This window comes from Enterobacter vonholyi, assembly GCF_008364555.1.
In the GTDB taxonomy this organism is placed as follows: Bacteria; Pseudomonadota; Gammaproteobacteria; order Enterobacterales; family Enterobacteriaceae; genus Enterobacter; species Enterobacter vonholyi.
In genome coordinates, this window is the sequence record NZ_VTUC01000003.1 from 167,387 (window position 1) to 192,245 (window position 24,859).

General features: G+C 53.2%; 20 protein-coding genes, 3 tRNA genes and 2 pseudogenes. 15 read left to right on the forward strand and 10 right to left on the reverse strand.

The window, feature by feature from the left end:
* Window positions 1–11: 11 nt before the first annotated feature.
* Together F0319_RS05250 and F0319_RS05255 are read right to left on the reverse strand one after the other, a co-directional pair.
* Window positions 12–404: a YfeC-like transcriptional regulator gene (locus tag F0319_RS05250; RefSeq protein WP_111965210.1), complete on the reverse strand. Its 393-nt coding sequence runs from the start codon at window positions 402–404 to the stop codon at window positions 12–14.
* Window position 405: 1 nt separating this feature from the next.
* Entirely contained in the window at window positions 406–768 is a 363-nt protein-coding gene (locus F0319_RS05255; protein ID WP_115875947.1) for a YfeC-like transcriptional regulator, read from the reverse strand.
* Window positions 769–985: 217 nt separating this feature from the next.
* Here F0319_RS05255 and F0319_RS05260 point away from each other — a divergent pair.
* The 4 genes from F0319_RS05260 (at window position 986) to F0319_RS05275 (ending at window position 3,699) form a co-directional block, all read left to right on the forward strand.
* Window positions 986–1,061 (forward strand) — tRNA-Ala (locus tag F0319_RS05260).
* Window positions 1,062–1,102: 41 nt separating this feature from the next.
* A tRNA-Ala gene (locus F0319_RS05265) sits at window positions 1,103–1,178 on the forward strand.
* 41 nt (window positions 1,179–1,219) lie between these two features.
* Window positions 1,220–1,295, forward strand: a tRNA-Ala gene (locus tag F0319_RS05270).
* A 214-nt stretch (window positions 1,296–1,509) separates the two neighbouring features.
* A complete protein-coding gene (locus F0319_RS05275; protein WP_149366416.1) occupies window positions 1,510–3,699 on the forward strand; it encodes an EAL domain-containing protein in 2,190 nt (729 codons plus the stop codon).
* 44 nt (window positions 3,700–3,743) lie between these two features.
* On the opposite strand, the gene F0319_RS05280 is transcribed toward F0319_RS05275, so the two are convergent.
* Entirely contained in the window at window positions 3,744–4,931 is a 1,188-nt protein-coding gene (locus tag F0319_RS05280; RefSeq protein ID WP_008501591.1) for a NupC/NupG family nucleoside CNT transporter, read from the reverse strand.
* A 348-nt stretch (window positions 4,932–5,279) separates the two neighbouring features.
* Here F0319_RS05280 and F0319_RS05285 point away from each other — a divergent pair, with 348 nt between their 5' ends.
* Window positions 5,280–6,518, forward strand: coding sequence for an Nramp family divalent metal transporter (locus F0319_RS05285; RefSeq protein ID WP_149366417.1), 1,239 nt, complete (start codon window positions 5,280–5,282; stop codon window positions 6,516–6,518).
* 33 nt (window positions 6,519–6,551) lie between these two features.
* Here the strand turns inward: F0319_RS05285 and F0319_RS05290 are convergent, their stop codons facing one another.
* Complete coding sequence (locus tag F0319_RS05290; protein WP_111965213.1) at window positions 6,552–6,893, reverse strand: DUF2502 domain-containing protein; 342 nt, start codon at window positions 6,891–6,893, stop codon at window positions 6,552–6,554.
* A gap of 128 nt (window positions 6,894–7,021) precedes the next feature.
* Window positions 7,022–8,020, reverse strand: coding sequence for an L-glyceraldehyde 3-phosphate reductase (gene mgrA, locus F0319_RS05295; RefSeq protein WP_149366418.1), 999 nt, complete (start codon window positions 8,018–8,020; stop codon window positions 7,022–7,024).
* Window positions 8,021–8,205: 185 nt separating this feature from the next.
* Between mgrA and ipdC the strand changes: the two genes are divergently transcribed.
* Complete coding sequence (gene ipdC / locus F0319_RS05300) at window positions 8,206–9,864, forward strand: indolepyruvate decarboxylase (protein ID WP_111965215.1); 1,659 nt, start codon at window positions 8,206–8,208, stop codon at window positions 9,862–9,864.
* Here the strand turns inward: ipdC and F0319_RS05305 are convergent, their stop codons facing one another.
* On the reverse strand, window positions 9,865–11,100 hold the full coding sequence (locus tag F0319_RS05305) for an ion channel protein (protein ID WP_127731869.1): 1,236 nt from the start codon (window positions 11,098–11,100) through the stop codon (window positions 9,865–9,867).
* Between the two features lie 205 nt (window positions 11,101–11,305).
* Between F0319_RS05305 and glk the strand changes: the two genes are divergently transcribed.
* Window positions 11,306–12,271 carry a glucokinase gene (gene glk / locus F0319_RS05310; protein ID WP_149366419.1) on the forward strand — a complete coding sequence of 322 codons (966 nt, stop codon included), beginning with the start codon at window positions 11,306–11,308 and terminating at the stop codon, window positions 12,269–12,271.
* Window positions 12,272–12,306: 35 nt separating this feature from the next.
* Here the strand turns inward: glk and F0319_RS05315 are convergent, their stop codons facing one another.
* A complete protein-coding gene (locus tag F0319_RS05315; protein WP_149366420.1) occupies window positions 12,307–13,038 on the reverse strand; it encodes a LytR/AlgR family response regulator transcription factor in 732 nt (243 codons plus the stop codon).
* 3 nt (window positions 13,039–13,041) lie between these two features.
* Window positions 13,042–14,748: a sensor histidine kinase gene (locus F0319_RS05320; protein ID WP_115875940.1), complete on the reverse strand. Its 1,707-nt coding sequence runs from the start codon at window positions 14,746–14,748 to the stop codon at window positions 13,042–13,044.
* Window positions 14,749–15,134: 386 nt separating this feature from the next.
* Between F0319_RS05320 and alaC the strand changes: the two genes are divergently transcribed.
* Complete coding sequence (alaC, locus tag F0319_RS05325) at window positions 15,135–16,373, forward strand: alanine transaminase (RefSeq protein WP_023308710.1); 1,239 nt, start codon at window positions 15,135–15,137, stop codon at window positions 16,371–16,373.
* A 52-nt stretch (window positions 16,374–16,425) separates the two neighbouring features.
* Here alaC and ypdK read toward each other — a convergent pair whose 3' ends face one another.
* Complete coding sequence (gene ypdK, locus F0319_RS05330) at window positions 16,426–16,497, reverse strand: membrane protein YpdK (protein WP_099458937.1); 72 nt, start codon at window positions 16,495–16,497, stop codon at window positions 16,426–16,428.
* A gap of 358 nt (window positions 16,498–16,855) precedes the next feature.
* Window positions 16,856–17,776: a kdo(2)-lipid IV(A) palmitoleoyltransferase gene (gene lpxP / locus F0319_RS05335; RefSeq protein ID WP_024907634.1), complete on the reverse strand. Its 921-nt coding sequence runs from the start codon at window positions 17,774–17,776 to the stop codon at window positions 16,856–16,858.
* 12 nt (window positions 17,777–17,788) lie between these two features.
* Here lpxP and F0319_RS22230 point away from each other — a divergent pair, with 12 nt between their 5' ends.
* The 7 genes and pseudogenes from F0319_RS22230 to F0319_RS22325 all read left to right on the forward strand — a co-directional run.
* On the forward strand, window positions 17,789–17,926 hold the full coding sequence (locus F0319_RS22230) for a hypothetical protein (RefSeq protein WP_159427010.1): 138 nt from the start codon (window positions 17,789–17,791) through the stop codon (window positions 17,924–17,926).
* A 639-nt stretch (window positions 17,927–18,565) separates the two neighbouring features.
* Window positions 18,566–19,063 (forward strand): type VI secretion system contractile sheath small subunit, encoded by a 498-nt coding sequence (tssB, locus tag F0319_RS05340; RefSeq protein ID WP_111965220.1) that lies wholly within the window; start codon window positions 18,566–18,568, stop codon window positions 19,061–19,063.
* A gap of 32 nt (window positions 19,064–19,095) precedes the next feature.
* Window positions 19,096–20,640 carry a type VI secretion system contractile sheath large subunit gene (gene tssC / locus F0319_RS05345; protein ID WP_127731863.1) on the forward strand — a complete coding sequence of 515 codons (1,545 nt, stop codon included), beginning with the start codon at window positions 19,096–19,098 and terminating at the stop codon, window positions 20,638–20,640.
* A 17-nt stretch (window positions 20,641–20,657) separates the two neighbouring features.
* Complete coding sequence (gene tssK / locus F0319_RS05350; protein ID WP_149366421.1) at window positions 20,658–21,998, forward strand: type VI secretion system baseplate subunit TssK; 1,341 nt, start codon at window positions 20,658–20,660, stop codon at window positions 21,996–21,998.
* Window positions 21,995–22,684 carry a type VI secretion system protein TssL, short form gene (tssL, locus tag F0319_RS05355; RefSeq protein ID WP_149366422.1) on the forward strand — a complete coding sequence of 230 codons (690 nt, stop codon included), beginning with the start codon at window positions 21,995–21,997 and terminating at the stop codon, window positions 22,682–22,684. Before tssK ends, tssL begins: the two co-directional genes overlap by 4 nt.
* A pseudogene (locus F0319_RS05360) lies at window positions 22,681–24,309 on the forward strand (OmpA family protein); the annotation flags it as partial. The gene tssL and the pseudogene F0319_RS05360, both read left to right, overlap by 4 nt.
* 81 nt (window positions 24,310–24,390) lie before the next feature.
* A pseudogene (locus F0319_RS22325) lies at window positions 24,391–24,834 on the forward strand (VasL domain-containing protein); the annotation flags it as partial.
* Window positions 24,835–24,859 lie beyond the last annotated feature (25 nt).

Consider the following 24,859-nt stretch of genomic DNA (forward strand, 5'->3'; position numbering starts at 1 on the left):
CTGCCGTTTTTTTATGCTTCTTCTTCTGCAATACCCAGACGCTTAAGAAATCCGTGTATGCCTTCGCGCTTCAATAACGCATCCAGACGCTTCTGCTCCGGCTTAGTCATACTCTCCAGCGTCTCAATAATGCCCGGATACAGGTTTGAAGAGGGGGTATTGTAGGAAGACGTGGCCTCCGCGAGATGGTAAACCTCGTGAGGGGTGCGAATTGCCGGAAGGCTCATAATATGTTCCTTCACGCGCGCATCGACATGAATGAGTCGCGCGCGACCGCCTTTCACGCCGTTGAGCCCTTCGGTTTTCCATCCCTGCTGGCGTATCCAACGATTAACCGTTTGCCTGGCAACGCCCAAACTCTCCGCCAGCTCTTCCGTGGTCATTTTGCTCCGTAATCTTTTCATATCAATCCCGATCGCGAATCCCTAAACGTTGCAACAATCCGGTGATACCTTCCCGCAGTAATAGCGATGTCATCTGCTTCTGCTCTTCCGGCGTCATTTCATTGGCTAGCGTCAGGAGCAGGGTGTGAAGTGAACTATCATGACTGACGCCTTCTGGCAGTTCGGATGTTTCGCTTGCCCGACGTGCACTGCGGATAAATTCACGGACTTTTTCGTTCACATGTACCAGACGCGCTTTCCCGCCCTGGACGCCTGGCTTTGGTGACGTAATCCAACCCTCTTTGCGTACCCATTTATTGATGGTCTGTCGGCTATAGCCAGTGAGGAGGGCTAACTCTTCTGGCGTCATTCGTTCCTTGATCATGCAATTTCCTGAATATCTGTGGGGTTAATTAGCGGCTCATTTTATAGCACCCTTTAACGTGAAAACGTGACAGGCTTAACTCCTGACTGCGAGCAGGCTCGCAAAGTGATTCATTTGCATGATTTTTCGGCGATTGAATAGCTGGAATTGATTTTGCCGTTGACACTCCGCAGCGGAATTCATATTATGCCGCCCGTCAACATGACAGCTTTACGATGGGGCTATAGCTCAGCTGGGAGAGCGCTTGCATGGCATGCAAGAGGTCAGCGGTTCGATCCCGCTTAGCTCCACCAAACTCTGAACCCAACAGAGTGCGGTCAGTAAAGTCATATGTGGGGCTATAGCTCAGCTGGGAGAGCGCTTGCATGGCATGCAAGAGGTCAGCGGTTCGATCCCGCTTAGCTCCACCAAACTCTGAACCCAACAGAGTGCGGTCAGTAAAGTCATATGTGGGGCTATAGCTCAGCTGGGAGAGCGCTTGCATGGCATGCAAGAGGTCAGCGGTTCGATCCCGCTTAGCTCCACCAAAATTGTAAACCCTCGTCGAATGACGGGGGTTTTTTTTATCTGTTTGTAACACCCTTTACCGCATTTTGTTATCAAAAAGAAGGTATTTCTGTACCTCACCTCAATCGTAATCAATAAACCGGTCTATAAATAGACTTGAACTTGATTCGCGCAATTAATAAACCTATTATCCATCCGGTCAATGATTCTCCTGGAAAATAACGTCCCTGATTAATGAATAAAAATACGTATGGTAATGTAAAGATATTTATGATTGCCCTGGCACTTTGCCTGATTGCGGTACCTGTCTCCCGTTATCTTTCTCCACGCGCAATTGTTAATGGTCACGACGTTTATTTAGCATGGTTGCCACTCAGCGTTATGCTGGCGGTCATTCTGATATTTGGGCGCAGAGCAATTCTTCCCATTCTGTTAGGTTTTACTGTCACTAATTTATTCTATATTAATTTAGCACCGCTACAATATCCAGTTTTACTGTTCTGTCAGACCTTTGCGTTATTCGCGGGGTGCGGCCTGCTACGCCTTATGCTGGGCAAGCGCTGGCGCTACAGTATCCCTAACAAACACATCGGGCTTCGTATATTCTGGCTCGGTTTTGTCGTGCCATTAGGTATTAAGCTGTCGATGTATATGGCAGGCTATTTCTTTGATTTTCCGGTGACAATTTCGACCTATTTCGGCGAAGGTACGGTAATTTATAACGTTGTGGATATTCAAAGCCTGATATGCGCGGCGCTGATTTTTACCATGATGTTCTATTACCCGTTAAGAATGATAATTAATCCTCGTTATGCCGTCACCTTCTGGCGGCGAAGCGTGAAGCCCGTGTTTTATCACAAGAATCCATTATATATTTTTGTCTGGTTAGCGCTTTTAAGCTTCATTCTTGTCATTTTATGTGGTCCTTTTGAGTCACCGGTCATTGCGGGCTATTTGATGCCGCTGATATTTATTCTTTTTACCTTAGCGATAAGCCGCCTGACCTATGCGTTGATTTCTCTGCTGTGGGCCACATCAGCGCTCCTGCTGCTGACATACAACTATAATTTCCTTAACGGGGTGGAATCGGGACATTCGCTCTCCTTTATCCTCTCCGTGCTGATTTCTTTCGCCATCTGTTTGCTTTACATGTCTCGCATTTACCAGCGCAGCGAGTGGCTGAAGCGGGGCTGGCAGGACAGGGCACTGACCGATCCTCTTACCGGTCTGCCTAATATTCGTGCGCTGGAGGATTACCTTGAAATTCATCCGGATGCCAAAGTGTGCATTTTGCGCATGGATAATCTGGAGTTTTTGAGCCGCCACTACGGGATTATCATGCGGGTCCATTGCAAACGAACGATCGCCACGTCGCTCCAGCCGCTCCTGCAAAAAGATGAGATGCTCTTCCAGCTGCCCGGAAGCGAGCTGGTGCTGGTATTGCTTGGGCCAGAAATTGCTGAACGACTCCAGCATATGGTCGATCGGCTCAACAGCAATAAGATTTTCTGGAACAACACCGGGCTGGATATTGAGTTTGGTGCGTCATGGGGAATGGTCGAAGACGGCGAGAAACTGCATCACACGCTGGGGCAGCTAAGCTGGTTGGCAGAGCAGGCAGGCGGAGCGCAAAACGTTCTCGCGCTGACGAATAGCCTTGAGGTGGCATCAGGGCAAACGACAGAGCGTGTCCTGATGCTGGCCCGGATTAAGCATGCGCTTGAGGCGGGGCAGTTCCATTTATATGCGCAGCCGATCCAGAAGGCGGACGGGAGCGGGTACTATGAAATTCTGACGCGAATGGAAAGTGAGGGGGAGATTATTACTCCTGACCGCTTTATTCCGCTGATTGCGCAGTTCAACCTCAGCCATCGGTTTGATATATCCGTCATGGAAAAATTACTGATGTGGCTGCGAGATAACCCTGCAACGCACGCTGGCACCCGTTTTTCCATCAATCTGATGCCGCTGACGCTGATGCAAAAAGAGGTGGCGACCGAGATTTGCGCGCTGTTTGAACGGTACGGCGTTGCGCCTCAGGCAGTCGTTATTGAGATTACCGAAGAGCAGGCTTTCTCAAATTCAGGCACGAGTATCAACAATATTCAGCAATTACGGGAGTATGGTTTCCGTATTGCCATCGATGATTTTGGTACTGGCTACGCTAACTATGAGCGTCTCAGACGCCTGCAGGCGGACATCATTAAGATTGACGGCTGCTTTGTGAAAGACATTTGTACAGACGACATGGATGCAATGATTGTGCAGTCGATGTGTAATCTGGCAAAGACAAAATCGCTCTGCGTCGTCGCGGAATATGTGGAAACACCGGCGCAGCGGGAGATGCTGCTCCGCTTCGGTGTGGATTACCTGCAGGGCTACTTGATAGGCAAACCCAAACCGCTGGAAGAATTACGGACATAAAAAAACCGGGAGCCAGGCTCCCGGTTTTTGTTTCACGGTAAACGTTACAGGACCAGTGCCGCAATGGACGCTGACAGGACGCTAACCAGCGTAGAGCCGTAAACCAGTTTCAGGCCGAAGCGAGATACCACGTTACCCTGTTCTTCGTTCAAACCTTTAATCGCACCCGCGATAATCCCGATGGAAGAGAAGTTCGCGAAGGAGACCAGGAACACGGAGAGAATACCTTCCGCACGAGGAGAAAGCGTACTGGCAATTTTCTGCAGATCCATCATTGCAACGAATTCGTTAGAAACCAGCTTGGTTGCCATGATACTGCCCACCTGCAGCGCTTCGTGAGCCGGAACACCCATCACCCATGCAACCGGATAGAAGATGTAGCCCAGAATCCCCTGGAAGGAGATACCCAGCACCGCGGCGAACAGGGCGTTCAGCGCAGAAATCAGCGCAATGAAGCCGATCAGCATGGCGGCAACGATAATCGCGACTTTGAAACCGGCCAGAATGTACTCACCCAGCATTTCGAAGAAGCTCTGGCCTTCGTGCAGGTTTGACATCTGAATGTTCTCTTCACTTGCGTCAACGCGGTACGGGTTGATCAGCGACAGAACGATAAAGGTGCTGAACATGTTCAGAACCAGTGCAGCAACCACATATTTTGGCTCCAGCATAGTCATATACGCGCCCACGATAGACATGGAAACGGTAGACATTGCGGTTGCCGCCATGGTGTACATGCGGTTGCGGGACATCTTGCCGAGAATATCTTTATACGCGATGAAGTTCTCAGACTGACCGAGGATCAGGGAACTGACGGCGTTGAAGGATTCCAGCTTGCCCATACCGTTCACTTTGGATAACAGGAAACCAATTCCACGAATCACGAACGGCAGAACGCGGATGTGCTGCAGAATACCGATCAGCGCGGAGATGAAGACGATAGGGCAGAGAACCTTCAGGAAGAAGAACGCCAGACCTTCGTCGTTCATTTTACCGAAGACAAAGTTGGTCCCTTCGTTGGCGAATCCGAGCAGTTTTTCGAACATTTCGGAGAAGCCTTTCACGAAGCCGAGGCCTACGTTGGAGTTCAGGAAGAACCACGCAAGTAAAACTTCAATGACCAGCAGTTGAACAACATAACGGATACGAATTTTTTTGCGGTCTGTGCTGACCAGCAATGCAAGTGCAGTAACGACAACAAGTGCCAGGACAAAATGAAGGACGCGGTCCATATTTGCTCCAAATATGAGGCAGGTTTAATTTTCGTGCACATTCTATGTAACAACCGAAAAGAAAACGAGATCGAGGACACACTATAGTTACATCCTGTGACGAGTCTCAAAAATAGTGATCCACAATACATTTTTGTTATGTTAGGTAAATGCGTGAAAAGTTAAGTTTGTGTGCTAGTCTTCACAAAAGCATGCGCGATTTCAGTTTCGGTTAGATCGCCCCACTTACCCGCCCGTCTATCGTTCAAAGCTATCAGAGAAATCACTGCAAACTTTATAAATGATCTTGATAATCATTCTCATTTTGATAGCATTAAACATAGCAAAGGCTATATTTCAGAGGCAGAAATGACAAACAGTCGCGTAGAGGGTAGCAGTGGCAGAGCCGCGCGCAAGTTGCGGTTCGCATTAATGGGACCTGCGTTCATCGCTGCCATTGGCTATATCGATCCAGGAAACTTTGCGACCAATATTCAGGCCGGGGCCAGCTTCGGCTATAAGCTGCTGTGGGTGGTGGTCTGGGCTAACCTGATGGCGATGCTGATTCAGATGCTCTCCGCAAAGCTGGGGATTGCGACGGGTAAAAACCTGGCGGAGCAAATTCGCGACTATTACCCGCGTCCCGCAGTCTGGCTCTACTGGGTTCAGGCTGAAATCATCGCCATGGCCACTGACCTCGCTGAGTTTATCGGTGCAGCGATCGGCTTTAAGCTGATTCTGGGCGTGTCGCTGTTGCAAGGGGCGGTGCTGACCGGGATTGCCACTTTCCTCATCCTTATGCTGCAGCGTCGGGGCCAAAAGCCGCTGGAAAAGGTCATTGGTGGTCTGCTGCTGTTTGTGGCGGCGGCCTACATTGTCGAGCTGATTTTCTCACAGCCGAATCTGGCACAGCTCGGTAAAGGGATGGCGATCCCAAGCCTGCCAACCTCGGAAGCGGTGTTCCTGGCCGCCGGGGTGCTAGGGGCGACCATCATGCCGCACGTGATTTATTTGCACTCCTCGCTGACGCAGCATCTCCACGGTGGGACGCGTAAAGAACGTTACTCCGCCACCAAGTGGGACGTCGCGATCGCTATGACTATCGCGGGGTTTGTAAACCTGGCGATGATGGCGACTGCAGCCGCGGCTTTCCACTTTAACGGTCATACCGGTATTGCCGATCTCGACCAGGCGTATCTCACGCTGGAGCCGTTGCTGAGCCATGCTGCCGCCACGATATTTGGTCTCAGCCTGGTAGCTGCCGGCCTCTCTTCTACGGTGGTGGGCACGCTGGCAGGCCAGGTTGTGATGCAGGGGTTTGTCCGCTTCCACATTCCGCTGTGGGTTCGTCGCTCCGTCACCATGCTGCCGTCATTTGTGGTGATTCTGATGGGTCTCGACCCAACGCGAATTCTGGTCATGAGCCAGGTTCTGCTGAGTTTTGGTATCGCGCTGGCGCTGGTGCCGCTGCTGATCTTTACCAGCAACAAAACTCTGATGGGCGAGCTGGTTAACTCAACGCTGGTAAAACGAACAGGATGGGCCATCGTGGTGGTGGTCGTTGCGCTGAACCTGTGGTTGTTGGTGGGAACCGCACTGGGTCTTTAACAAAAAAAGGAGCCTCCATGGCTCCTTTTTTTGTTAGTGGTGATGGCCGTGACCATGACCTTTCCCGCGACCCCAGCCGCCGCGACGGTCGTCACGATCGTTCCAGCCTTCACGGTAGCCGCGCTCATACGCGTTGTCTTTATACCAGCCGCGGTGTCTGCCGTTATCATGTTTCCACCAGCGATCGCCGCGCCATTCATAATGACGGTGCCAGTAGTCACGGTCGCGCCAGTAGCCGCCGTCCCAGTATCTGCCGTAGTCGTCACGATCGCCAATTTGTAATTTTACTGATGGCAACAGGGTGATTTCGCCCGCAGTGGCGATCAGCGGCGCCGAAGCCAGTAATACCGCTGCAAGAATCAGTGACCTGAACATACTCTTTCTCCTTCACGATCGGGGCCTTTGGTGGGCCTGTTAACGCAATTTTACGAGTTGGTAAAGCTTCGTATCATCGCCTCAACTCCGAATTCCTGGGGGGAGAGCACTTTTTGCTAAAAACGGTTTTATATTGAACTGCTCAGGATCGCGTCTATACGGGCCAACTCATCCACAGAGAAATGGCGGTTTGCCAGCATCCCCACGGCGTCATCAATTTGAGCCGCTTTACTCGCCCCAATCAGCACTGAGGTCACATTCTCATGACGTAATACCCAGGCCAGCGCCATCTGGGACAGCTTCTGGCCGCGCTCTTCCGCCATGGCGTTCAGCTTTCTAATCTTCTCCAGCTTCTCTTCGGTGAGCTGGTCGGGGTTAAGGAACTGACTGCCGCTTGCCGCGCGTGAGTCTGCGGGAATGCCGTTCAGATAGCGGTTGGTCAGTTGCCCACCGGCCAGCGGCGAGAAGGGAATACAGCCGACTCCTTTTTCCTGCAGCACGTCCAGCAATCCCTCTTCCGGCGCACGCTCAAACAGGGAATATTTCGGCTGGTGGATCAGGCAGGGCGTACCGAGATCGTCAAGGATATCAATCGCCTTGCGGGCCAGTTCAGCGGGGTAGTTGGATAATCCAACATACAGAGCCTTCCCCTGGCGCACCGCATGGTCAAGCGCTTTCATGGTTTCCTGCAGCGGCGTCTGTGGGTCAGGACGGTGATGATAGAAGATATCCACATACTCCAGCCCCATCCTCTTCAGGCTTTGATCGAGGCTTGCCAGCAGGTATTTGCGTGACCCCCAGTCGCCGTAAGGACCCTCCCACATGGTATAGCCCGCTTTGGTAGAGATGATTAGCTCGTCGCGCCAGGGCTGGAAGTCCTCCTGTAAAATACGGCCGAAATTACGTTCGGCCGATCCCGGTGGCGGGCCATAGTTGTTGGCAAGGTCGAAATGCGTAATGCCCAGATCGAACGCACGCTGTAAAAGTTGACGGCTGTTTTCGATAAGCGTGGTGTCACCAAAGTTATGCCATAGCCCGAGCGAGATGGCGGGCAACCTGAGCCCGCTCTGCCCACAGCGGCGATACTCGATTGTCCTGTAACGGTTTTTGTCCGGCTGATAACCCATTTTCGAAACCTCTGGCGCTGAAGTGAAAAATCAGTGTATGCGTTTACATTTTTAGGAAAAAAAGCAGCATAGCGCAGCCTTTTTTGTAAAGCATTCTTTCCATGCCCTTCTTATCGCCAATTCTGGACAGCCATCACGCTTATTTAATACTCAAGGTGAGGTCAACATTAGAAGGATACCTGTTCATGCGTACCCCATACTGCGTCGCCGATTACCTGCTGGACCGTCTTACAGATTGTGGAGCCGATCATCTGTTTGGCGTGCCGGGCGACTATAACCTGCAGTTTCTCGACCACGTGATAGACAGCCCCGATATCTGCTGGGTGGGCTGTGCCAACGAGTTAAACGCCTCTTATGCCGCGGACGGATATGCCCGATGTAAGGGCTTCGCCGCGCTGCTGACGACATTTGGCGTAGGAGAGTTAAGCGCCATGAACGGCATTGCGGGCAGCTATGCCGAACATGTTCCGGTACTGCATATTGTGGGGGCGCCGGGTATGGCGTCACAGCAAAGAGGGGAGCTACTGCACCACACGCTGGGCGACGGTGAGTTTCGTCATTTTTATCATATGAGCGAGCCGATTACTGCTGCACAAGCGATCCTGACCGAACAAAACGCCTGCTATGAAATCGACCGGGTGTTAACCACTATGCTCCGGGAGCGTCGCCCCGGCTATCTGATGTTGCCTGCCGACGTGGCAAAAAAGGCCGCCACGCCTCCTGTAAGCGCTCTCACGCTCCGCCATGCGCATGCCGATAGCGCCTGCCTGAAAGCGTTCCGGGAGGCCGCTGAGAACAAGCTTGCCAGAAGCAAGCGTACTGCGCTGCTGGCCGATTTCCTTGTCCTGCGCCATGGCCTGAAGCATGCGCTACAGAAATGGGTTAAAGACGTGCCGATGGCACATGCCACCATGCTGATGGGCAAAGGAATATTTGACGAACGTCACGCTGGTTTTTACGGCACCTACAGCGGCTCGGCGAGCGCCGGCGCGGTAAAAGAGGCGATTGAAGGGGCTGATATCGTGCTGTGCATCGGGACGCGATTTACCGATACCCTTACCGCCGGCTTCACGCATCAGCTCACCCCGGCACAAACGATAGAAGTTCAGCCTCATGCTTCACGCGTTGGTGATATCTGGTTTACCGGCATCCCCATGCTTCAGGCAATCGAAACGCTGGTGGAGTTGTGTAAACAGCACGTGCACGGTACGCCCGTACCGTCCTCTCAAAACTTGATGGCCTACCCGCAGCCGGATGGCTCGCTGACGCAGGCGAATTTCTGGCAAACGCTGCAGACGTTTATTCGTCCGGGAGACATCATTCTTGCGGATCAGGGCACATCGGCCTTCGGCGCGATCGACCTTCGTCTGCCGGCGGACGTGAATTTTATCGTCCAGCCGCTGTGGGGATCGATTGGCTATACGCTGGCGGCGGCCTTTGGCGCACAGACGGCCTGCCCGAACCGGCGCGTGATTGTTCTGACGGGGGATGGCGCGGCGCAGCTCACCATCCAGGAGCTCGGCTCGATGCTGCGGGATAAACAACACCCCATCATTCTGGTTCTTAACAACGAAGGGTACACGGTGGAAAGAGCGATCCATGGGCCTGAGCAGCGGTATAACGACATTGCGCTATGGAACTGGACGCAAATCCCGCAGGCTCTGAGCCTTGATCCTCAGGCCCAGTGCTGGCGGGTCAGTGAAGCGGAGCAGCTGGCGGACGTCCTTGAAAAAGTAGCGCACCACGAGCGGCTCTCGCTGATTGAGGTGATGCTGCCGAAAGCGGATATCCCGCCGCTGCTGGGGGCGATTACCAAAGCGCTGGAGGCGCGCAATAGCGCCTGATTATTTGTCGTTTCGCCAGGCCATCATCATCGGTTTGCCCGCCAGCAGGAGCCAGGCGGGCAACATCACGATACAAAGCAGAGGGAAAAGCGTCGAATCCGGTACGACTACCGCCGCCATAAACAGGCTTAGCCAGGCGTCGCGCGTGACCACCAGAACCAGCCCCAGAATAGAACAAGAGACGGTAATCGCCGCAGGGACCGCATCGACATGCTCGTGCAGCATCAGCCCCAGCGCGACGCCGACAAAGACCGCCGGGAAGATGCGTCCACCGCGGAAACCACAGGCGGCGGCCACCACCAGCGCTGCCAGCTTGATTACGGCAAACAGCAGATAGTCGGAGACGCTAAATACCTGGCTGAAGGCCAGCTGCTGCATCTCGTCCAGACCTTTGAACAACGTCACCGGCCCACCGATTGCCCCTAAGATACCGAGGATCAAACCGCCGGCTCCCAGAATCAACACCGGGTGTTTGAGTCTGTGCATTAGCCGGTGCAGACGTGGAAGACACCATACCGCCACCATGCCCAGCGCAATGGCGATGGCGACGACGATGGCGCCGCTGAAAATATCAGCGATTTGCATCTGGCCGTAGTGGGGCAGGGAGAGTGAAAAATGGGGATGGAAAAACAGGCTGGTGGTCAACGCCCCGGCTGCGGCGGCCATCAGCGGCGCAAACAGCTTATCCCACAGCGGGACGTCGTTATTGCTACTGAGCGTCTGCGAAAAGATCAGTGCTGCCGCAACGGGCGTGCCGAAAAGCGCCCCGATGGTGCCTGCGGAGGCGAGAATGGTCCAGTCCAGCGCGCCGACACGAGGCAAAATGCGTGAACCGAGAAAAACCGCCAGGCCAATATTCACGGCCATAATCGGGTGCTCAGGACCCAGACTGACGCCGCCGGCAAGGCCCAGAATCAACGCAATGATTAGCCCTGGCAACGCCGAGGGCGCAACCGGGGCACCAATCAACGGTTCCTGTGCCGGATCGGGGCCGGCATGGCCGGGACTGAAACGGATCACCAGACCCACCGCTATACCGGTTAACGTCAGCATTCCAACGATCCAGGCAGGAGAATCAGCGGGGACGCCCAGTCCTGCAGGAAGCGCGTTCCATAATAGTGTTTGCAGCACCGACGCGACTTTCATCACGACAATGAGCACCAGACTTGAAACCACGCCAATGATGAGCGCCGGAATGGCCAGCAATAGCATGGTTCTGGCTCGCGGGTGGAGCATGATGATTTCCTTGTACAAAACGGTATTACGTTACTTTGCACATTAAGCCTTATGGCAATAGTGCAAAAGGTGCTGAAACGGTAAAGTTATTCTGTGACGAAGATCGATAATCCATGGGCATTCACCTTCCGGTCGTTGTTGTTATCACGCCTTGAATTTACAGTGTCCCAAAGATTTATTTTGACTTTAGCGGAGCAGTTGAAGAATGACAAAGTATGCGTTGGTAGGTGATGTGGGCGGCACGAACGCGCGCCTCGCATTATGCGATGTAAGTAGCGGTGAAATTTCCCGGGCGAAAACCTATTCCGGGCTGGATTATCCAAGCCTTGAGGCCGTTGTCCGCGTCTATCTGGAAGAACATCAGGTGAGCGTTGAAGATGGCTGCATCGCAATTGCCTGCCCGATAACCGGCGACTGGGTCGCCATGACCAACCATACCTGGGCATTCTCCATCGCCGAAATGAGAAAAAACCTCGGCTTTGCGCATCTTGAAATCATCAATGACTTCACCGCTGTGTCCATGGCGATCCCGATGCTGAAGCCTGAGCATCTGATCCAGTTTGGCGGCGCTGAACCGGTCGAGGGTAAGCCGATTGCGGTCTACGGGGCCGGTACCGGCCTGGGCGTTTCACATCTGGTGCATGTCGCTCAGCGCTGGGTGAGCCTGCCGGGTGAAGGTGGTCACGTGGACTTTGCGCCTAACAGCGAAGAAGAGGGCATTATCCTCGAAGAATTGCGCGCGGAGATCGGCCACGTCTCCGCCGAGCGCGTCCTTTCAGGTCCGGGACTGGTGAACCTGTACCGGGCGATTGTGAAATCAGACGGTCGTCGGCCGGAGAATCTACAGCCAAAAGACGTTACCGAACGCGCGCTGGCGGACAGCTGCATTGACTGCCGTCGTGCCCTGTCGCTGTTCTGCGTGATTATGGGACGCTTCGGCGGCAACCTTGCGTTGACGCTGGGTACCTTCGGGGGCGTTTATATCGCGGGCGGCATTGTGCCGCGCTTCCTGGAGTTCTTCAAAGCCTCCGGCTTCCGCGGCGGGTTTGAGGATAAAGGGCGATTCAGAAGCTACGTGCAGGACATCCCGGTTTATCTGATCGTGCATGATAACCCGGGTCTGCTGGGTTCGGGGGCCCATCTGCGTCAGGTTCTCGGTCAAATCCTCTGACGTATAGCCCTCTCCCGCGGGAGAGGGCTTTTTCGTTACAGGTGCATGAGCTGGCGGAACTCTTTCACCTTGCTGCGGCTCACCGGCACCTGAAAATCCAGATCCTTCAGACGCAATATATAGGTATTGTTAAACCACGGTTCGATCTCGCGGATCTTGTTTAAATTCACGCAGAACGAGCGGTGGCAGCGGAAAAAGTGCGACGCAGGCAGCTTGCTGCAAAACTCGGTGATGTTCATCGCCATCACGTAAGATTCCCGCCGCGTATAGACAAAGGTCATCTTTTCATGGGCTTCGGCATAGTAGATATCATTGACCGGCGTCACGATGATGCGCTCATCTTTGACCAGATTAATGGTGTCGTTGTCCCTTACCGTTGGGCTGGCGTTAGCAGGGGCTGTCTGCTGCTGCCATGCGGCCTCCAGCTTTTGCAGCATGCTGACAATCCGCGATTCCTGGTAAGGCTTAAGGATATAGTCAAACGCCTCCAGCTCGAAGGCCTCTACGGCGTGCTCTTTCCAGGCTGTAACGAAAACAATAAACGGCTTATGGGCAAACTGATTGATGTTTTGCGCCAGCAATACGCCATCCAGCGACGGAATATTGATATCCAGAAAAATGGCGTCGACCCGGTTATGCTGCAAAAACTTCAACACGTCCAGACCGTCATCAAACGTACCCACAATGTCCATCTGGCTGTGGGTGTTGATAAGCCAGGTTAGCTCCAGTTGAGCCAGAATTTCATCTTCGACAATAATAACTTTCATGGGTTACTCCACCTGGGGCAACAGTGATGTTGTCGAATGGACCGGAGAGCGCTCATTCGGGACGTAAAAAGCAATTTCGGTGCCCGGTTCAAGACGCTGAATGTGCAGTCCATCGCCGTAAAGCAGCTTGACCCGGTGGTGCACGTTCAGCAGGCCGATTTTATTTCCGGGCATCTCGTTAGACTCGACGCGCTCAATGACTTTAGGATCAATTCCGTGGCCGGTATCGCGCACGGCAATCCTCACCCGGTTTCCGCTTTCGGTGATGCTGATAGTGACCACCCCTTTGCCTTTACAGGGTTGAATGCCGTGAACAATCGCGTTTTCGACCAGCGGCTGGATAAGCAGGCTCGGGATCACGCAGTTGACCTCTTCATCAATATCGTAAATGACCGTGAGCTTGTCGCCAAAGCGCGCCTGCTCAATCGCGATGTAGTCTTTTATCTGATACAGCTCTTTTTTGATGTCGATCTGCTCGTCATCTTTCAGCTCGATGTTGTAGCGCAGATAGCGCGACAGATTAAAAATCAGCTGGCGCGCGGTGTCCGGATTAAGACGAATGGACGAGGAGATCGCGTTCAGCGCGTTAAACAGAAAATGGGGATTGATTTTGCTCTGCAGCGCGCGAAGCTCTGCCTTATTTGCCATCTCACGCAGCTGTTCTGCCCGCGAAACCTCCAGCTGAGTCGAGATAATCTGCGACAGGCCGATGGCCATCTCCTGCAGCGTGGAGGTGATCTGATGCGCGTGGCAGTAATAAATTTTCAGCGTGCCCGTCACGACGCCTTTCTCCCACAGCGGGATCACCAGCATGGAGTGGATTTCCGGCGTTCGGTGGGCTTCATCATTGTTTTTGATAATGATTTTACCGTAGTTAATCGCCTGTCTGGTGGTCGGGCTAATGGTGTCATCGTTGTCGCGATAGTTGTGTTCCCCCACGCCGACGTAGGCCAGCACGTGGTCAATATTGGTGATGGCGACAGCGTCAGCATGAATGTCGTGGCGAATGATCTCGCAGACCTGACGCAATGATTCCGCGTTAACGTGACGGAAGAGCGGCAGCGTTTTGTTGGCGATATCCAGCGCCAGCTTGGCCTGACGTGCGGCGCTTGCTTCTTTTTCGCCTTCAACGCTTTGCACCAGCAGCACAATAAAGCCGATGCACACGCTGCCCAGAATCATCGGAATACCGATTTTCGAGACGATATCCAGCCCCAGCGCGGTGGTGGGGGCCCAGATAACGACCAGGATCATGGTCAGCGTTTCGCACACCATGCCCGCCACGATCCCGGCGCGCCAGCGCTGTTTTTTCGGGATTTTTCGGCTGATCCAGCCGGATAGCACCCCGGCGATAATGCTGGTGATAAAGCAGGGCACCGCCGTCACGCCGCCGATATCAATCAGATAGCGATGGGTTCCGGCAATCACGCCGGTGATGACGCCCACCCACGGGCCAAACAAAATTCCGCCGGACATCACCGCGATAATGCGCACGTTAACCAGCGAACCCTCTACCGGCACGCCTGACCAGGTGCTGAACAGGGCGAACAGGGAAAAGATAGCGGTAACGGCCAGCAGCTCTTTTGGCGAGTGTGCGGATTTGTGCAACAGCTCGCGAAACAGGCGAATGCGAATGAGGAAGAACAGGCAAATCAGCATTAATGCCGCACGGTCAAAAACCGCCAGCAGCATAGTGAATATTTCGTGCACGAGTAGACCTGGGAAAACGGGAAAGAGCCATGATAAAAAACCTGGCGCGTATTGACCAGCTATCCGTCAGGTTTATCAAATGAGGAAAAACCACAATTTCTAAAGGGGATTGTCTGTCGGTAACGGACACGTCCTGATTTTTTATAGCCTGCGTATCGTCAGGTAACTGTTTTGATATCATCCTGTTAAATAACGGCTATCAGAAAGCCAACCCTGAAACAGGGGCTTCCGCTTTTCGTCACAGCAGGGTTCCGGTTTTCAGGCGATTGCTTTTTTTTCACTTCCCTCTCGACAGCATGATTTTTTTCAGGTTATTTTCTAAACATGCCACATCGGTGGCAACGTCGCTCGGACGGTCCGGGCGCTAACGTTAATCTGAGGAATCTATGGCTGAATTCAGTCCTGAACGCCGTTTTACGCGTATCGATCGTCTCCCCCCTTATGTTTTCAATATCACAGCTGAACTGAAAATGGCTGCGCGTCGGCGCGGCGAAGACATCATTGATTTCAGCATGGGTAACCCTGACGGCCCAACGCCACCGCATATCGTTGAGAAGCTCTGCACGGTTGCCCAGCGCCCGGATACGCACGGCTACTCAACCTCTCGCGGTATTCCCAGGTTACGTCGCGCGATCTCGCGCTGGTATCAGGATCGCTATCAGGTTGATATCGATCCGGAAAGTGAAGCGATTGTCACCATCGGCTCGAAAGAGGGGCTGGCACACCTGATGCTGGCTACGCTGGATCATGGCGATACGGTGCTGGTGCCTAATCCAAGCTATCCGATCCATATCTACGGCGCGGTGATTGCCGGCGCCCAGGTCCGCTCTGTGCCGCTGGTGGAAGGTGTCGATTTCTTTAACGAACTGGAACGTGCGATTCGTGAAAGTTATCCGAAACCGAAGATGATGATCCTCGGCTTCCCGTCGAACCCAACGGCGCAGTGCGTGGAGCTTGATTTCTTCGAGAAAGTTGTTGCGCTGGCTAAGCGTTATGACGTGCTGGTGGTTCACGATTTAGCCTATGCTGACATCGTCTATGACGGCTGGAAAGCCCCGTCGATTATGCAGGTCCCGGGCGCGCGTGACGTGGCGGTAGAGTTCTTTACCCTGTCGAAAAGCTACAACATGGCGGGCTGGCGTATTGGCTTTATGGTGGGTAACAAAACGCTGGTGAGCGCACTGGCGCGCATTAAGAGTTACCACGATTACGGCACCTTCACGCCGCTGCAGGTCGCGGCTATCGCTGCCCTGGAGGGCGACCAGCAGTGCGTTCACGAGATTGCCGCCCAGTATAAGCGCCGCCGTGACGTGCTGGTAAAAGGCTTGCATGAAGCGGGCTGGATGGTGGAAATGCCGAAGGCGTCTATGTACGTCTGGGCAAAAATTCCGGAACCGTACGCGGCGATGGGATCGCTGGAGTTTGCCAAAAAACTGCTCCAGGATGCAAAAGTGTGTGTCTCGCCTGGCATTGGATTCGGTGATTATGGCGACACCCATGTGCGATTTGCCCTGATTGAAAACAGCGACCGTATTCGTCAGGCGGTGAGGGGCATCAAGAGTATGTTCCGTGCCGATGGTCTTCTCACCTCAAAGAGCGTCGCAGAACATCCCGCATCGTCATGACATAAAAAAACAGGAGCCGATGGCTCCTGTTTTTTTGACTGCATGTTCTTCACTAAATCATCAGGGCAAAGGTTCCGGCCCAGACTAAAACAATCACCGAAATGCCCATAAAGAAATATTTCACGTTTCATCGCTCCGCGTATCTTGTGGTACGCATTTAAAAACAGAGTCCACCTGATTATAGAGAGCTGAAATCCGGTCAAAACGAAAATGAGAATTTTCCCGTTACGCCGCCGACTCCAGCTCAGAATTCTGTGCTTTCCTGTTGCCAGACGGCGCTAATGTACGCCTAAAAATGAAGGGTGACAAGAGGGATTTTTTTAAATAATTTCCGCTACTTACGAGTGTCGTGGAACGGCGACAGTTTGATTTCACAACGCAATAAATTCACTTTGAGCGACGCAATGAGTGACGGGTTTTCAGCGGGAAGACAGGTGATTGAAAAGGTTAGTTTCTTAGCGAAACTAACCTTCATGAAGAGCTTAAATATAGAGCGAGGCTTCGCCAAGAGGGCGTGTTTTGAAACGACGATGCATCCACAGATACTGCTCTGGAGCACGCATGATTTCAGTTTCGATGACTTTATTGATAAACGCTGCGGCTTCGCACTCGTTTTCCGGATAGTTAGCCATTTCAGGGGAGATGTGCAGACGGTAGCCTGATTTATCTGCTTTTCTCACCATCGTCACGGTCAGCATGGAGGCGCCCGATAACCGAGAAATAACAAAGGTACCGTTAGTCGTCGCAACGTCTTTCACCGCAAAGAAGGGGGCAAAGCTGCTGCCTTTACGTCCATAATCCTGATCGGGTGCAAACCAGACGGCCTCTCCTTTCTTGAGAGCGCCGACCATACCGCGCAGGTTATTACGACTGATCATCGCCTTATTGGAACGCATGCGGCCACGCGTTTGCACCCACTCCATCAGAGCGCTGTTGTGCGGTCTGTAAGTTGCCATCATTGGCTGACAAAGCCCCATCACGCGGCCACCCAACTCCAGCGACATAAAGTGAACGCCGACGACCATCACGCCGCGTTTTTGCATCTGCGCGCGTTTCAGATTATCCAGTCCTTCCACGTCAAACCACTTGCGGACACGCTCATCCGGCCAGAACCAGGCCATGCCCGTTTCAAGCAGCGCCATGCCGATAGACTTAAAGTTTTCAGCAATGAGTTTTTCGCGCTCTTCGGCATTGTACTGCGGAAAACAAAGCTCAATATTTTTACGCGCGATGGATTCGCGACGTTTCAGGAAAACGCGGGAAGCGCTGCCCAGTTTCGACCCTAGCAAGCGCAGGACCGGGTATGGAAGTTGAACCAGCAGCCAGAGTACGCCAAGACCAAACCATGTAAACCAGTAACGCGGGTGTAAAAACGCGCGTTGAAATTTGGATTGAGACAAAATAGTAGAACCTATATGAAGCCTGTAAAGGTAGCGCAGAGTTTGCGATACGACGTGCCGATAAGACCGTTCTTCAAGGTGATGGTTGCAGGCTTTACCGAACTTTACGGCGTTGCCTGGCCACTGCTGATTTGGGCGGGCGGCGTAATGTAGCACCGTTATACGATATGTGCTATTACTCGTTTTTGATTAAAAAAGCGGCAGCCCGAGAGGTCCTTGATTTTACAGATTTTATCGACTTTCACATGGAAAGCGCCTTTCCTGCCTCAGCGGAACGCAGTAGCGTTAGCGTTCAGAAAGAAAGCGTAACGAAAAAAATGCGTCGTTGATTTTCGCCAAATTAAATATTTACGCGTTTATTTACCCCTTCATATAATACTTAAGAATTTTCTTTATGAAAATTCTTAAGTATTATTCATGCTGTCAATGGAGTGGTCGCCTTCTATCCTCGATTACGTTCCCCTTTTAATCGTGCCGCAATAAGATATTGCAGTTCTTTAGCGTTTTTTGGCGTGGTGCTGTGATGCAAATCAAAACAAGATGTTTTTATTAACATCTCTCTGGCTGCAATCCCTTCTGCGATACAAATATTCGATTTGTGCGAAAAGAGCAGTTTCTTTTTCTGAGTTAATTAGGCAATTTGCGATAATGTATTAGAGAAAAATTCTTAAGAAAATTCTTGTCATGGATAAATGATCTGTGTATTTGATTTTGTTTCGATCATTATTCTATTATTGCGCATCAAGAACGATACCGTGAAGTTGGCATAGCTAAACAAAGAGGGATGATAAAATGGCTGACAGTTTTCAGAATGAGGTGCCTAAGGCACGTATTAACCTGAAGCTTGACCTGCATACTGGCGGAGCAAGCAAGAAAATGGAATTACCCTTGAAATTGCTTGTTACAGGTGATTTCAGTAATGGACAGGAATCTGCACCAATATCGGAGCGTGAAAAAGTTAATATCAACAAAAATAATTTTGATAGCGTTCTTTCCGAATATTCCCCAAAAGTTAATCTGGCCGTTAAAAATACGCTGTCTGAAGATGGCGGTGAGGACAACATTCAGCTGACTTTCCAGAGCATGAAAGATTTCACGCCAGAGCAGGTGGCGGCCCAAATTCCACAGCTGAAGGCGATGCTGGCAATGCGCAACTTGCTCCGCGATCTGAAGGCCAACCTGCTGGATAACCAGACTTTCCGAAAAGAGCTGGAGAAAATCGTTCTTGACCAGACGCTTAGTGCTGAGTTGCGAAATGAGTTATCCGCGCTGGCTTCAAAAAAACCTTAATCATCATGCTGTTTTAACGGATTAATCAAGGAATGCTCATGTCTGTACAAAATAATACTGCTGGCGGGGAAAGCGTGGTGCTGGAACGCCCTGCTGTGGGTGGGGTGTACGCCTCACTGTTTGAGAAAATCAATCTGAACCCTGTCTCTGAGCTGAGCGCGCTGGACATCTGGCAAGATGCGCAGGCAATGTCGGATGCGACCGCAGACGAGCGTCTGACCGCAGGTATGCAGGTCTTTCTGGAATGCCTGACCAAGGCAGGCTCGAAGGTCGAAAAACTGGATAAAAGCCTGATCGATCACCATATCGCTGAGCTCGACTACCAGATAAGCCGCCAGCTGGACGCCGTTATGCACCATGAAGAGTTTCAGTCGGTTGAGAGCCTGTGGCGCGGAGTGAAGTCGCTGATTGATAAAACAGATTTTCGCCAGAACGTGAAAATCGAGCTTCTGAGCATGTCTAAAGAAGAGCTGCGCCAGGACTTTGAAGACAGCCCGGAAGTCATCCAGAGTGGTTTGTATAAACACACCTACATTGATGAATATGATACCCCAGGCGGCGAGCCGATTGCGGCGTTGGTTTCCGCTTATGAGTTCGATGCTTCAGCGCAGGATGTCGCTCTGCTGCGCAACATCTCAAAAGTATCTGCGGCTGCACATATGCCATTTATCGGCTCGGCAGGCCCGAAATTCTTCCTCAAAGAATCAATGGAAGACGTCGCTGCGATTAAAGATATTGGTAACTATTTTGATCGCGCCGAGTATATCAAGTGGAAATCGTTCCGCGATACGGACGACGCTCGCTACATCGGTCTGGTGATGCCGCGCGTACTGGGACGTTTACCGTATGGCCCGGATACCGTTCCGGTTCGCAGTTTCAACTATGTAGAAGAAGTCAAAGGTCCGGATCACGACAAATACCTGTGGACGAATGCGTCGTTTGCCTTCGCTTCCAACATGGTGCGTAGCTTTATTAATAACGGCTGGTGTGTCCAAATCCGTGGCCCGCAGGCCGGCGGTGCGGTTCAGGATCTGCCTATCCATCTGTATGACCTGGGTACCGGCAATCAGGTAAAAATACCGAGCGAAGTGATGATCCCTGAAACGCGTGAATTCGAATTCGCGAATCTGGGCTTTATTCCGTTGTCCTACTACAAAAACCGCGACTACGCCTGCTTCTTCTCAGCAAACTCCACTCAGAAACCGGCGCTGTATGACACCGCTGATGCAACGGCCAACAGCCGTATCAATGCGCGTCTGCCGTACATCTTCCTGCTGTCGCGTATTGCCCACTACCTGAAGCTAATTCAGCGCGAGAACATCGGTACCACCAAGGATCGTCGACTACTGGAGCTGGAACTGAACACCTGGGTCCGCAGTCTGGTGACCGAAATGACCGACCCGGGCGACGAACTCCAGGCGTCTCATCCACTGCGTGATGCAAAAGTGGTGGTGGAAGATATTGAAGATAACCCAGGCTTCTTCCGCGTGAAATTGTATGCGATTCCACACTTCCAGGTGGAAGGGATGGACGTCAACCTGTCGCTGGTTTCCCAGATGCCGAAAGCGAAATCGTAATAACAGGCAGGAAGCCGATGAAAACGGAACAACCGTTATGGGGTAGGGGCATTATGGTCGCTCCCCAGCATTTTCAGCAACAGGTCGCTTATGCGGCCTGGTCTGCCGAGTGTATTGCCCGGCTGGGCCTCTCCTGCCCGTGGGGGGTTATAAATGCTACCTTCGAGCCGGAAGCTCTCAGGCTTGGACGTCTGCAGGCCCGTCATCTGCATGTCCGTTTTCAGGACGGTACGCTGATTGATACAAACAATGCTGATTCGCTGCCACCGGTACTGTCGCTTGAAAGCGAAACGCAGGAGGTGACGGTGGTGCTGGCGCTCCCGCTACTGCGGGCGAACGGCGGCAACTGCCTGAAACCCGATGAGGTGGCCGAGCGTCCGGTGCGATATCGTCAGCGCTGGCGGGATGTACGCAATACCTTTGGGGAAGACACTCGTCAGATTGCCGTGATGCAGCCGGAACTGACGCTGCGTTTTGCGCATCAGAACAACAGCGATTATCTGACTTGTCCGGTCGCCCGCCTGCAGCAGGACTCACAGGGGATGTGGTTACTGGATGAGACGTTTCTCCCTCCGTTGTTGACCCTCCAGGGCAGCCGTTGGCTGGTAACTCAGCTGGAACAGCTGATGACCCAACTGCGGGCCCGACTGTGCCGTCTGATGGCAATGCGGCGTGAAAGCAATGAGCGTATGGCAGACTTCGCCGTGGCTGATGTATCACTGTTCTGGCTGCTAAATGCGCTGAACAGCGCCGAGCCCGTGCTCGGACAGTTTCAGCGATACCCGCAAAGCCCACCGGAGCGTCTATATCCGGAACTTTCTCGCCTGGCGGGGAGCCTGCTGACCTTCTCCCTGGAGCATCAGGTGAGCGCCATTCCGGCCTGGCATCATGAGCAACTCAATGCAGTGTTTCCACCGCTGTTTGACTTGCTTGGCGATCTGCTTGAAGCCAGCCTGCCGTCACGGGTGGTGGCCCTGGCACTCGACTATGACCCACGGCTGCACTTCTGGCAGGCTCGCCTGCATGACCCGCGTCTGCGCGAAGGGGCGGATTATTACCTCTCAGTGCGTTCACCGATGCCGGTGGCACAGCTGCAGGAACAGTTCCCACGTCAGTGTAAGGTCGGCAGCCCTGACCATGTCAGGAGTATCGTCAATTCATCACGGGTGGGGGTGCCCCTGGTGCCACTGCGCCATGTGCCGGCTGCCATTCCGCTTCGCCTGGAAAATCAGTATTTCAGTCTCGATCTCTCCCATCCTCTGGCGACTGAAATGCTCCAGAGTGGGACATGTATGTTTTACGTCCCGGGCATGCTCGGCGAGCCTGAACTTGAACTCTTTGCGGTATTGAGAACATGAGTGAACGTAAACACGGAGCGGTCGTGTCTGTTGATATTGACGCACTGCTGCAGGATACCTGGCTTCAGGTCATCAGCCTTCGCTATGGCCCGCAGTTTCAGGAAGGCGAAGGTCGGGTCTTGTGGGAACGCTGTATCGCTGATGTGGAACGCGTTCAGCGTGAACTGAAAGCGAGTGAACTCGATGAAGCCAGCTGTAAGCATATCATCACTGCACAATGTGCATTGCTTGATGAGGCGGTCAAAGGGCGCGGTGTAGAGGATGATGCCTGTGTGCAGTGGTATGACATTCCTCTGCAGGGACACTTCCTCGGCACAATGGACGCGGGTGACACTTTGTGTGACAGGATGCGCGATGTGCTTCGTGAACCTGCATCAGACAATGCCGTACTGACCTGTTTTCAGCGTGTAATGATGCTCGGATTTCTGGGAAACTTTCGCTCGCTGAACGATCCAGAACGCCAGAAGCTGGTCAGCGCCCTCAATGAACGTGTTACGCCGTTCAGCTATCCGCAGACTCACCCTGTTCTGGCAGAAAGCCGCACGGGGCGCGGGGCGGGTGGCTGGCTGGCGTCATGGCCCGCGCGCATAGGCCTGAGCGTGATTGTTCTTGCCGCACTCTGGTGGGGACTGGATCGCTGGCTCGATCAGATGCTGCTGACCCTGTTGCCGGGAGTCGCAAAATGAGTCCTGTACAACAGCGCGTTCTTGCGCTGTGGGCCGCCCTGCTGAGTGCCGTGGTCTGTCTGGCTTTTCTGCCGGTATCCCGGCTGGCTTCAGTGCTCGTTTTGCTGGCGATGTTCGGGGTTATCGTCGCGTTCTGGTATATCGCCAGATTTCGTAGGGAGCATGACGTCACCCTGCATCTGGATGACCTTCCTGAAACCACTTACCGTCAACCTGTGGTGCTGGTTTGTGGCGATATGCCTCTGACCTGGCCGCAACAGTCACCGGTACTGATGGTCACGCAGGGATGCTGGATCCGCGTTGAGGACCATCAGGATCTGGAACATGTAGCCCGTCAGATTCTGTGGCAGCGTCCGGACTGGGGGCGTCAGCTGTCGGTGATGGTCAGTGTCTGCCCGCAGAAACACGTCGACAGCGAAGCCCTGACAAGTCGTCTGCTGGCTCTGCGCTGGCAAATCAGCCAGTTGCGTAAAGAAACGGGACATTCTGTGCCATGGATTCTGAATGGTCAGATCGGCAGTGGGATGACGGATGACATGCTCTGGCAGGCCGCTATTCCGGATGAAGGGTGCACTGTCTGGCGTGAGTCGAATGCGCCTTGTTCGATCGCCGCGTGGGTCACCACTGGTGGTGCGCCTGTGATGCAGCAGCAGGTGCTGATGAATAGCCTGATGAGTTGGTTCCATCAGCATGTCCAGGCGGTATTCATCGATGAGAATCCTGATGTTCCGGCCATTGCACCTGCAGCGTTGCTGTGGGGAATGGGGCCGATTCTTGCCGGAAGCCTTGCGTCCTCTGCCTGGACGGCGTGGTTATCGCGTCATACTGCCATGCAGCAGGTAGCCGGCTGGCAACCGGTAGGGACGGACAGTACGGTGATATCACCCTTCCCGGATTTCATCCTGCCGCTGTTACCGGAAGGAAGTGGACTTACTCCCCGGACCCGCATCTGGCGCTGCGCCCTTGGTCTTTTCACCCTGGCGGCCATCGCCGCGCTGCTCAGCAGTGGCTGGAACAATCGCCAGCTGCTGCATCGCGTGAGCTTCGATATAGCCCGTTACGACAGCCTCTCCATCGATGATTATGGCCCGAAGGCTACCGCCGTTGCGGTCCTTCGCGAGAATGCGGCGCTGCTGGACGACTATGCACGTAACGGTGTACCGGCCCGGTTGGGTCTGGGGCTTTATCAGGGAGAACGTCTACGGATGCCCCTTCTGGACGCGATCCGCTCGTATGTGCCGCCGCCTCCTAAACCGCAGCCAGCACCAAAACCGGTTCCGAAAATAGTAAGGCTGGACAGTATGTCGCTGTTCGATACCGGCAAGTTCGTGCTGAAAGCCGGCTCTACCAAAATGCTGGTGAATTCACTGGTTGGCATTAAAGCGAAGCCGGGCTGGCTGATTGTCGTGTCAGGGCATACCGATAACACCGGCAATCCGCAACTGAACCAGACGCTGTCTCTGAAGCGTGCCGAAGCGGTGCGCGGCTGGATGCGTGACACCGGCGACGTACCCGAAAGCTGTTTTGCGGTGCAGGGCTATGGCGAAAGTCGCCCTGTCGCAACCAACGACACCCCGGAAGGGCGTGCGCTTAACCGCCGTGTCGAAATAAGTCTGGTACCTGAAGTGCTTACACCTGTTCAGCAAGACGCGTTAGCGCAGCGAGGCACCATTCCGTCCACGTTTATCACCGACACGCAGCAGCAGCTTGCCCGACTGGATAAGCTGCCACCAGACTGGAATATTTCCTACAGCCTTCAGTTGTTAGCGCAACTCCAGACATTGCAGCCGGAGGAAGCGAAGTCGCTCACCGTGCAGTGGAAGCAAAAATTTAACGCGGCAGCGTTGCCTGTCGATTCCATGAACAGCTGGTATCTGGGAATGATGAAGCTTCAGCAACTGAGCCATAGGCTGAGTAGTCTGGATGAGCAAAAAGGAAAATATATCACGGTGAGTGAGCTTAAATCGGTGGTTTTTTCGACAATACAGTCCTTTAACCAAACCATACCGGCTGAAGAACAACTCCGGCGCCTGTCAGAGCATAGTGCTGAAAGTGCGCTTCCTGAAGCCGAAAAGACCCAGCTGGAGTTGCGTCTAAGACAGCTGGCAACGCGTTATGCTCAAATCAAACAGGATTTTTCTGCTCAGTGAATGCGGGTAGTGGATAAACGATGTG

Bases quoted from the DNA above. Each gene is read 5' to 3' on its own strand.
- F0319_RS05305 (WP_127731869.1), bottom strand. From the start codon at position 11,100: ATGCTCCACCCGCGAGCCAGAACCATGCTATTGCTGGCCATTCCGGCG.
- alaC (WP_023308710.1), top strand. From the start codon at position 15,135: ATGGCTGAATTCAGTCCTGAACGCCGTTTTACGCGTATCGATCGTCTC.
- glk (WP_149366419.1), top strand. From the start codon at position 11,306: ATGACAAAGTATGCGTTGGTAGGTGATGTGGGCGGCACGAACGCGCGC.
- F0319_RS05285 (WP_149366417.1), top strand. From the start codon at position 5,280: ATGACAAACAGTCGCGTAGAGGGTAGCAGTGGCAGAGCCGCGCGCAAG.
- tssK (WP_149366421.1), top strand. From the start codon at position 20,658: ATGAAAACGGAACAACCGTTATGGGGTAGGGGCATTATGGTCGCTCCC.
- tssL (WP_149366422.1), top strand. From the start codon at position 21,995: ATGAGTGAACGTAAACACGGAGCGGTCGTGTCTGTTGATATTGACGCA.
- F0319_RS05280 (WP_008501591.1), bottom strand. From the start codon at position 4,931: ATGGACCGCGTCCTTCATTTTGTCCTGGCACTTGTTGTCGTTACTGCA.
- F0319_RS05250 (WP_111965210.1), bottom strand. From the start codon at position 404: ATGAAAAGATTACGGAGCAAAATGACCACGGAAGAGCTGGCGGAGAGT.
- mgrA (WP_149366418.1), bottom strand. From the start codon at position 8,020: ATGGGTTATCAGCCGGACAAAAACCGTTACAGGACAATCGAGTATCGC.
- F0319_RS05315 (WP_149366420.1), bottom strand. From the start codon at position 13,038: ATGAAAGTTATTATTGTCGAAGATGAAATTCTGGCTCAACTGGAGCTA.
- F0319_RS05290 (WP_111965213.1), bottom strand. From the start codon at position 6,893: ATGTTCAGGTCACTGATTCTTGCAGCGGTATTACTGGCTTCGGCGCCG.
- F0319_RS22230 (WP_159427010.1), top strand. From the start codon at position 17,789: ATGAAGCCTGTAAAGGTAGCGCAGAGTTTGCGATACGACGTGCCGATA.
- ipdC (WP_111965215.1), top strand. From the start codon at position 8,206: ATGCGTACCCCATACTGCGTCGCCGATTACCTGCTGGACCGTCTTACA.
- F0319_RS05255 (WP_115875947.1), bottom strand. From the start codon at position 768: ATGATCAAGGAACGAATGACGCCAGAAGAGTTAGCCCTCCTCACTGGC.
- tssB (WP_111965220.1), top strand. From the start codon at position 18,566: ATGGCTGACAGTTTTCAGAATGAGGTGCCTAAGGCACGTATTAACCTG.
- tssC (WP_127731863.1), top strand. From the start codon at position 19,096: ATGCTCATGTCTGTACAAAATAATACTGCTGGCGGGGAAAGCGTGGTG.
- F0319_RS05275 (WP_149366416.1), top strand. From the start codon at position 1,510: ATGAATAAAAATACGTATGGTAATGTAAAGATATTTATGATTGCCCTG.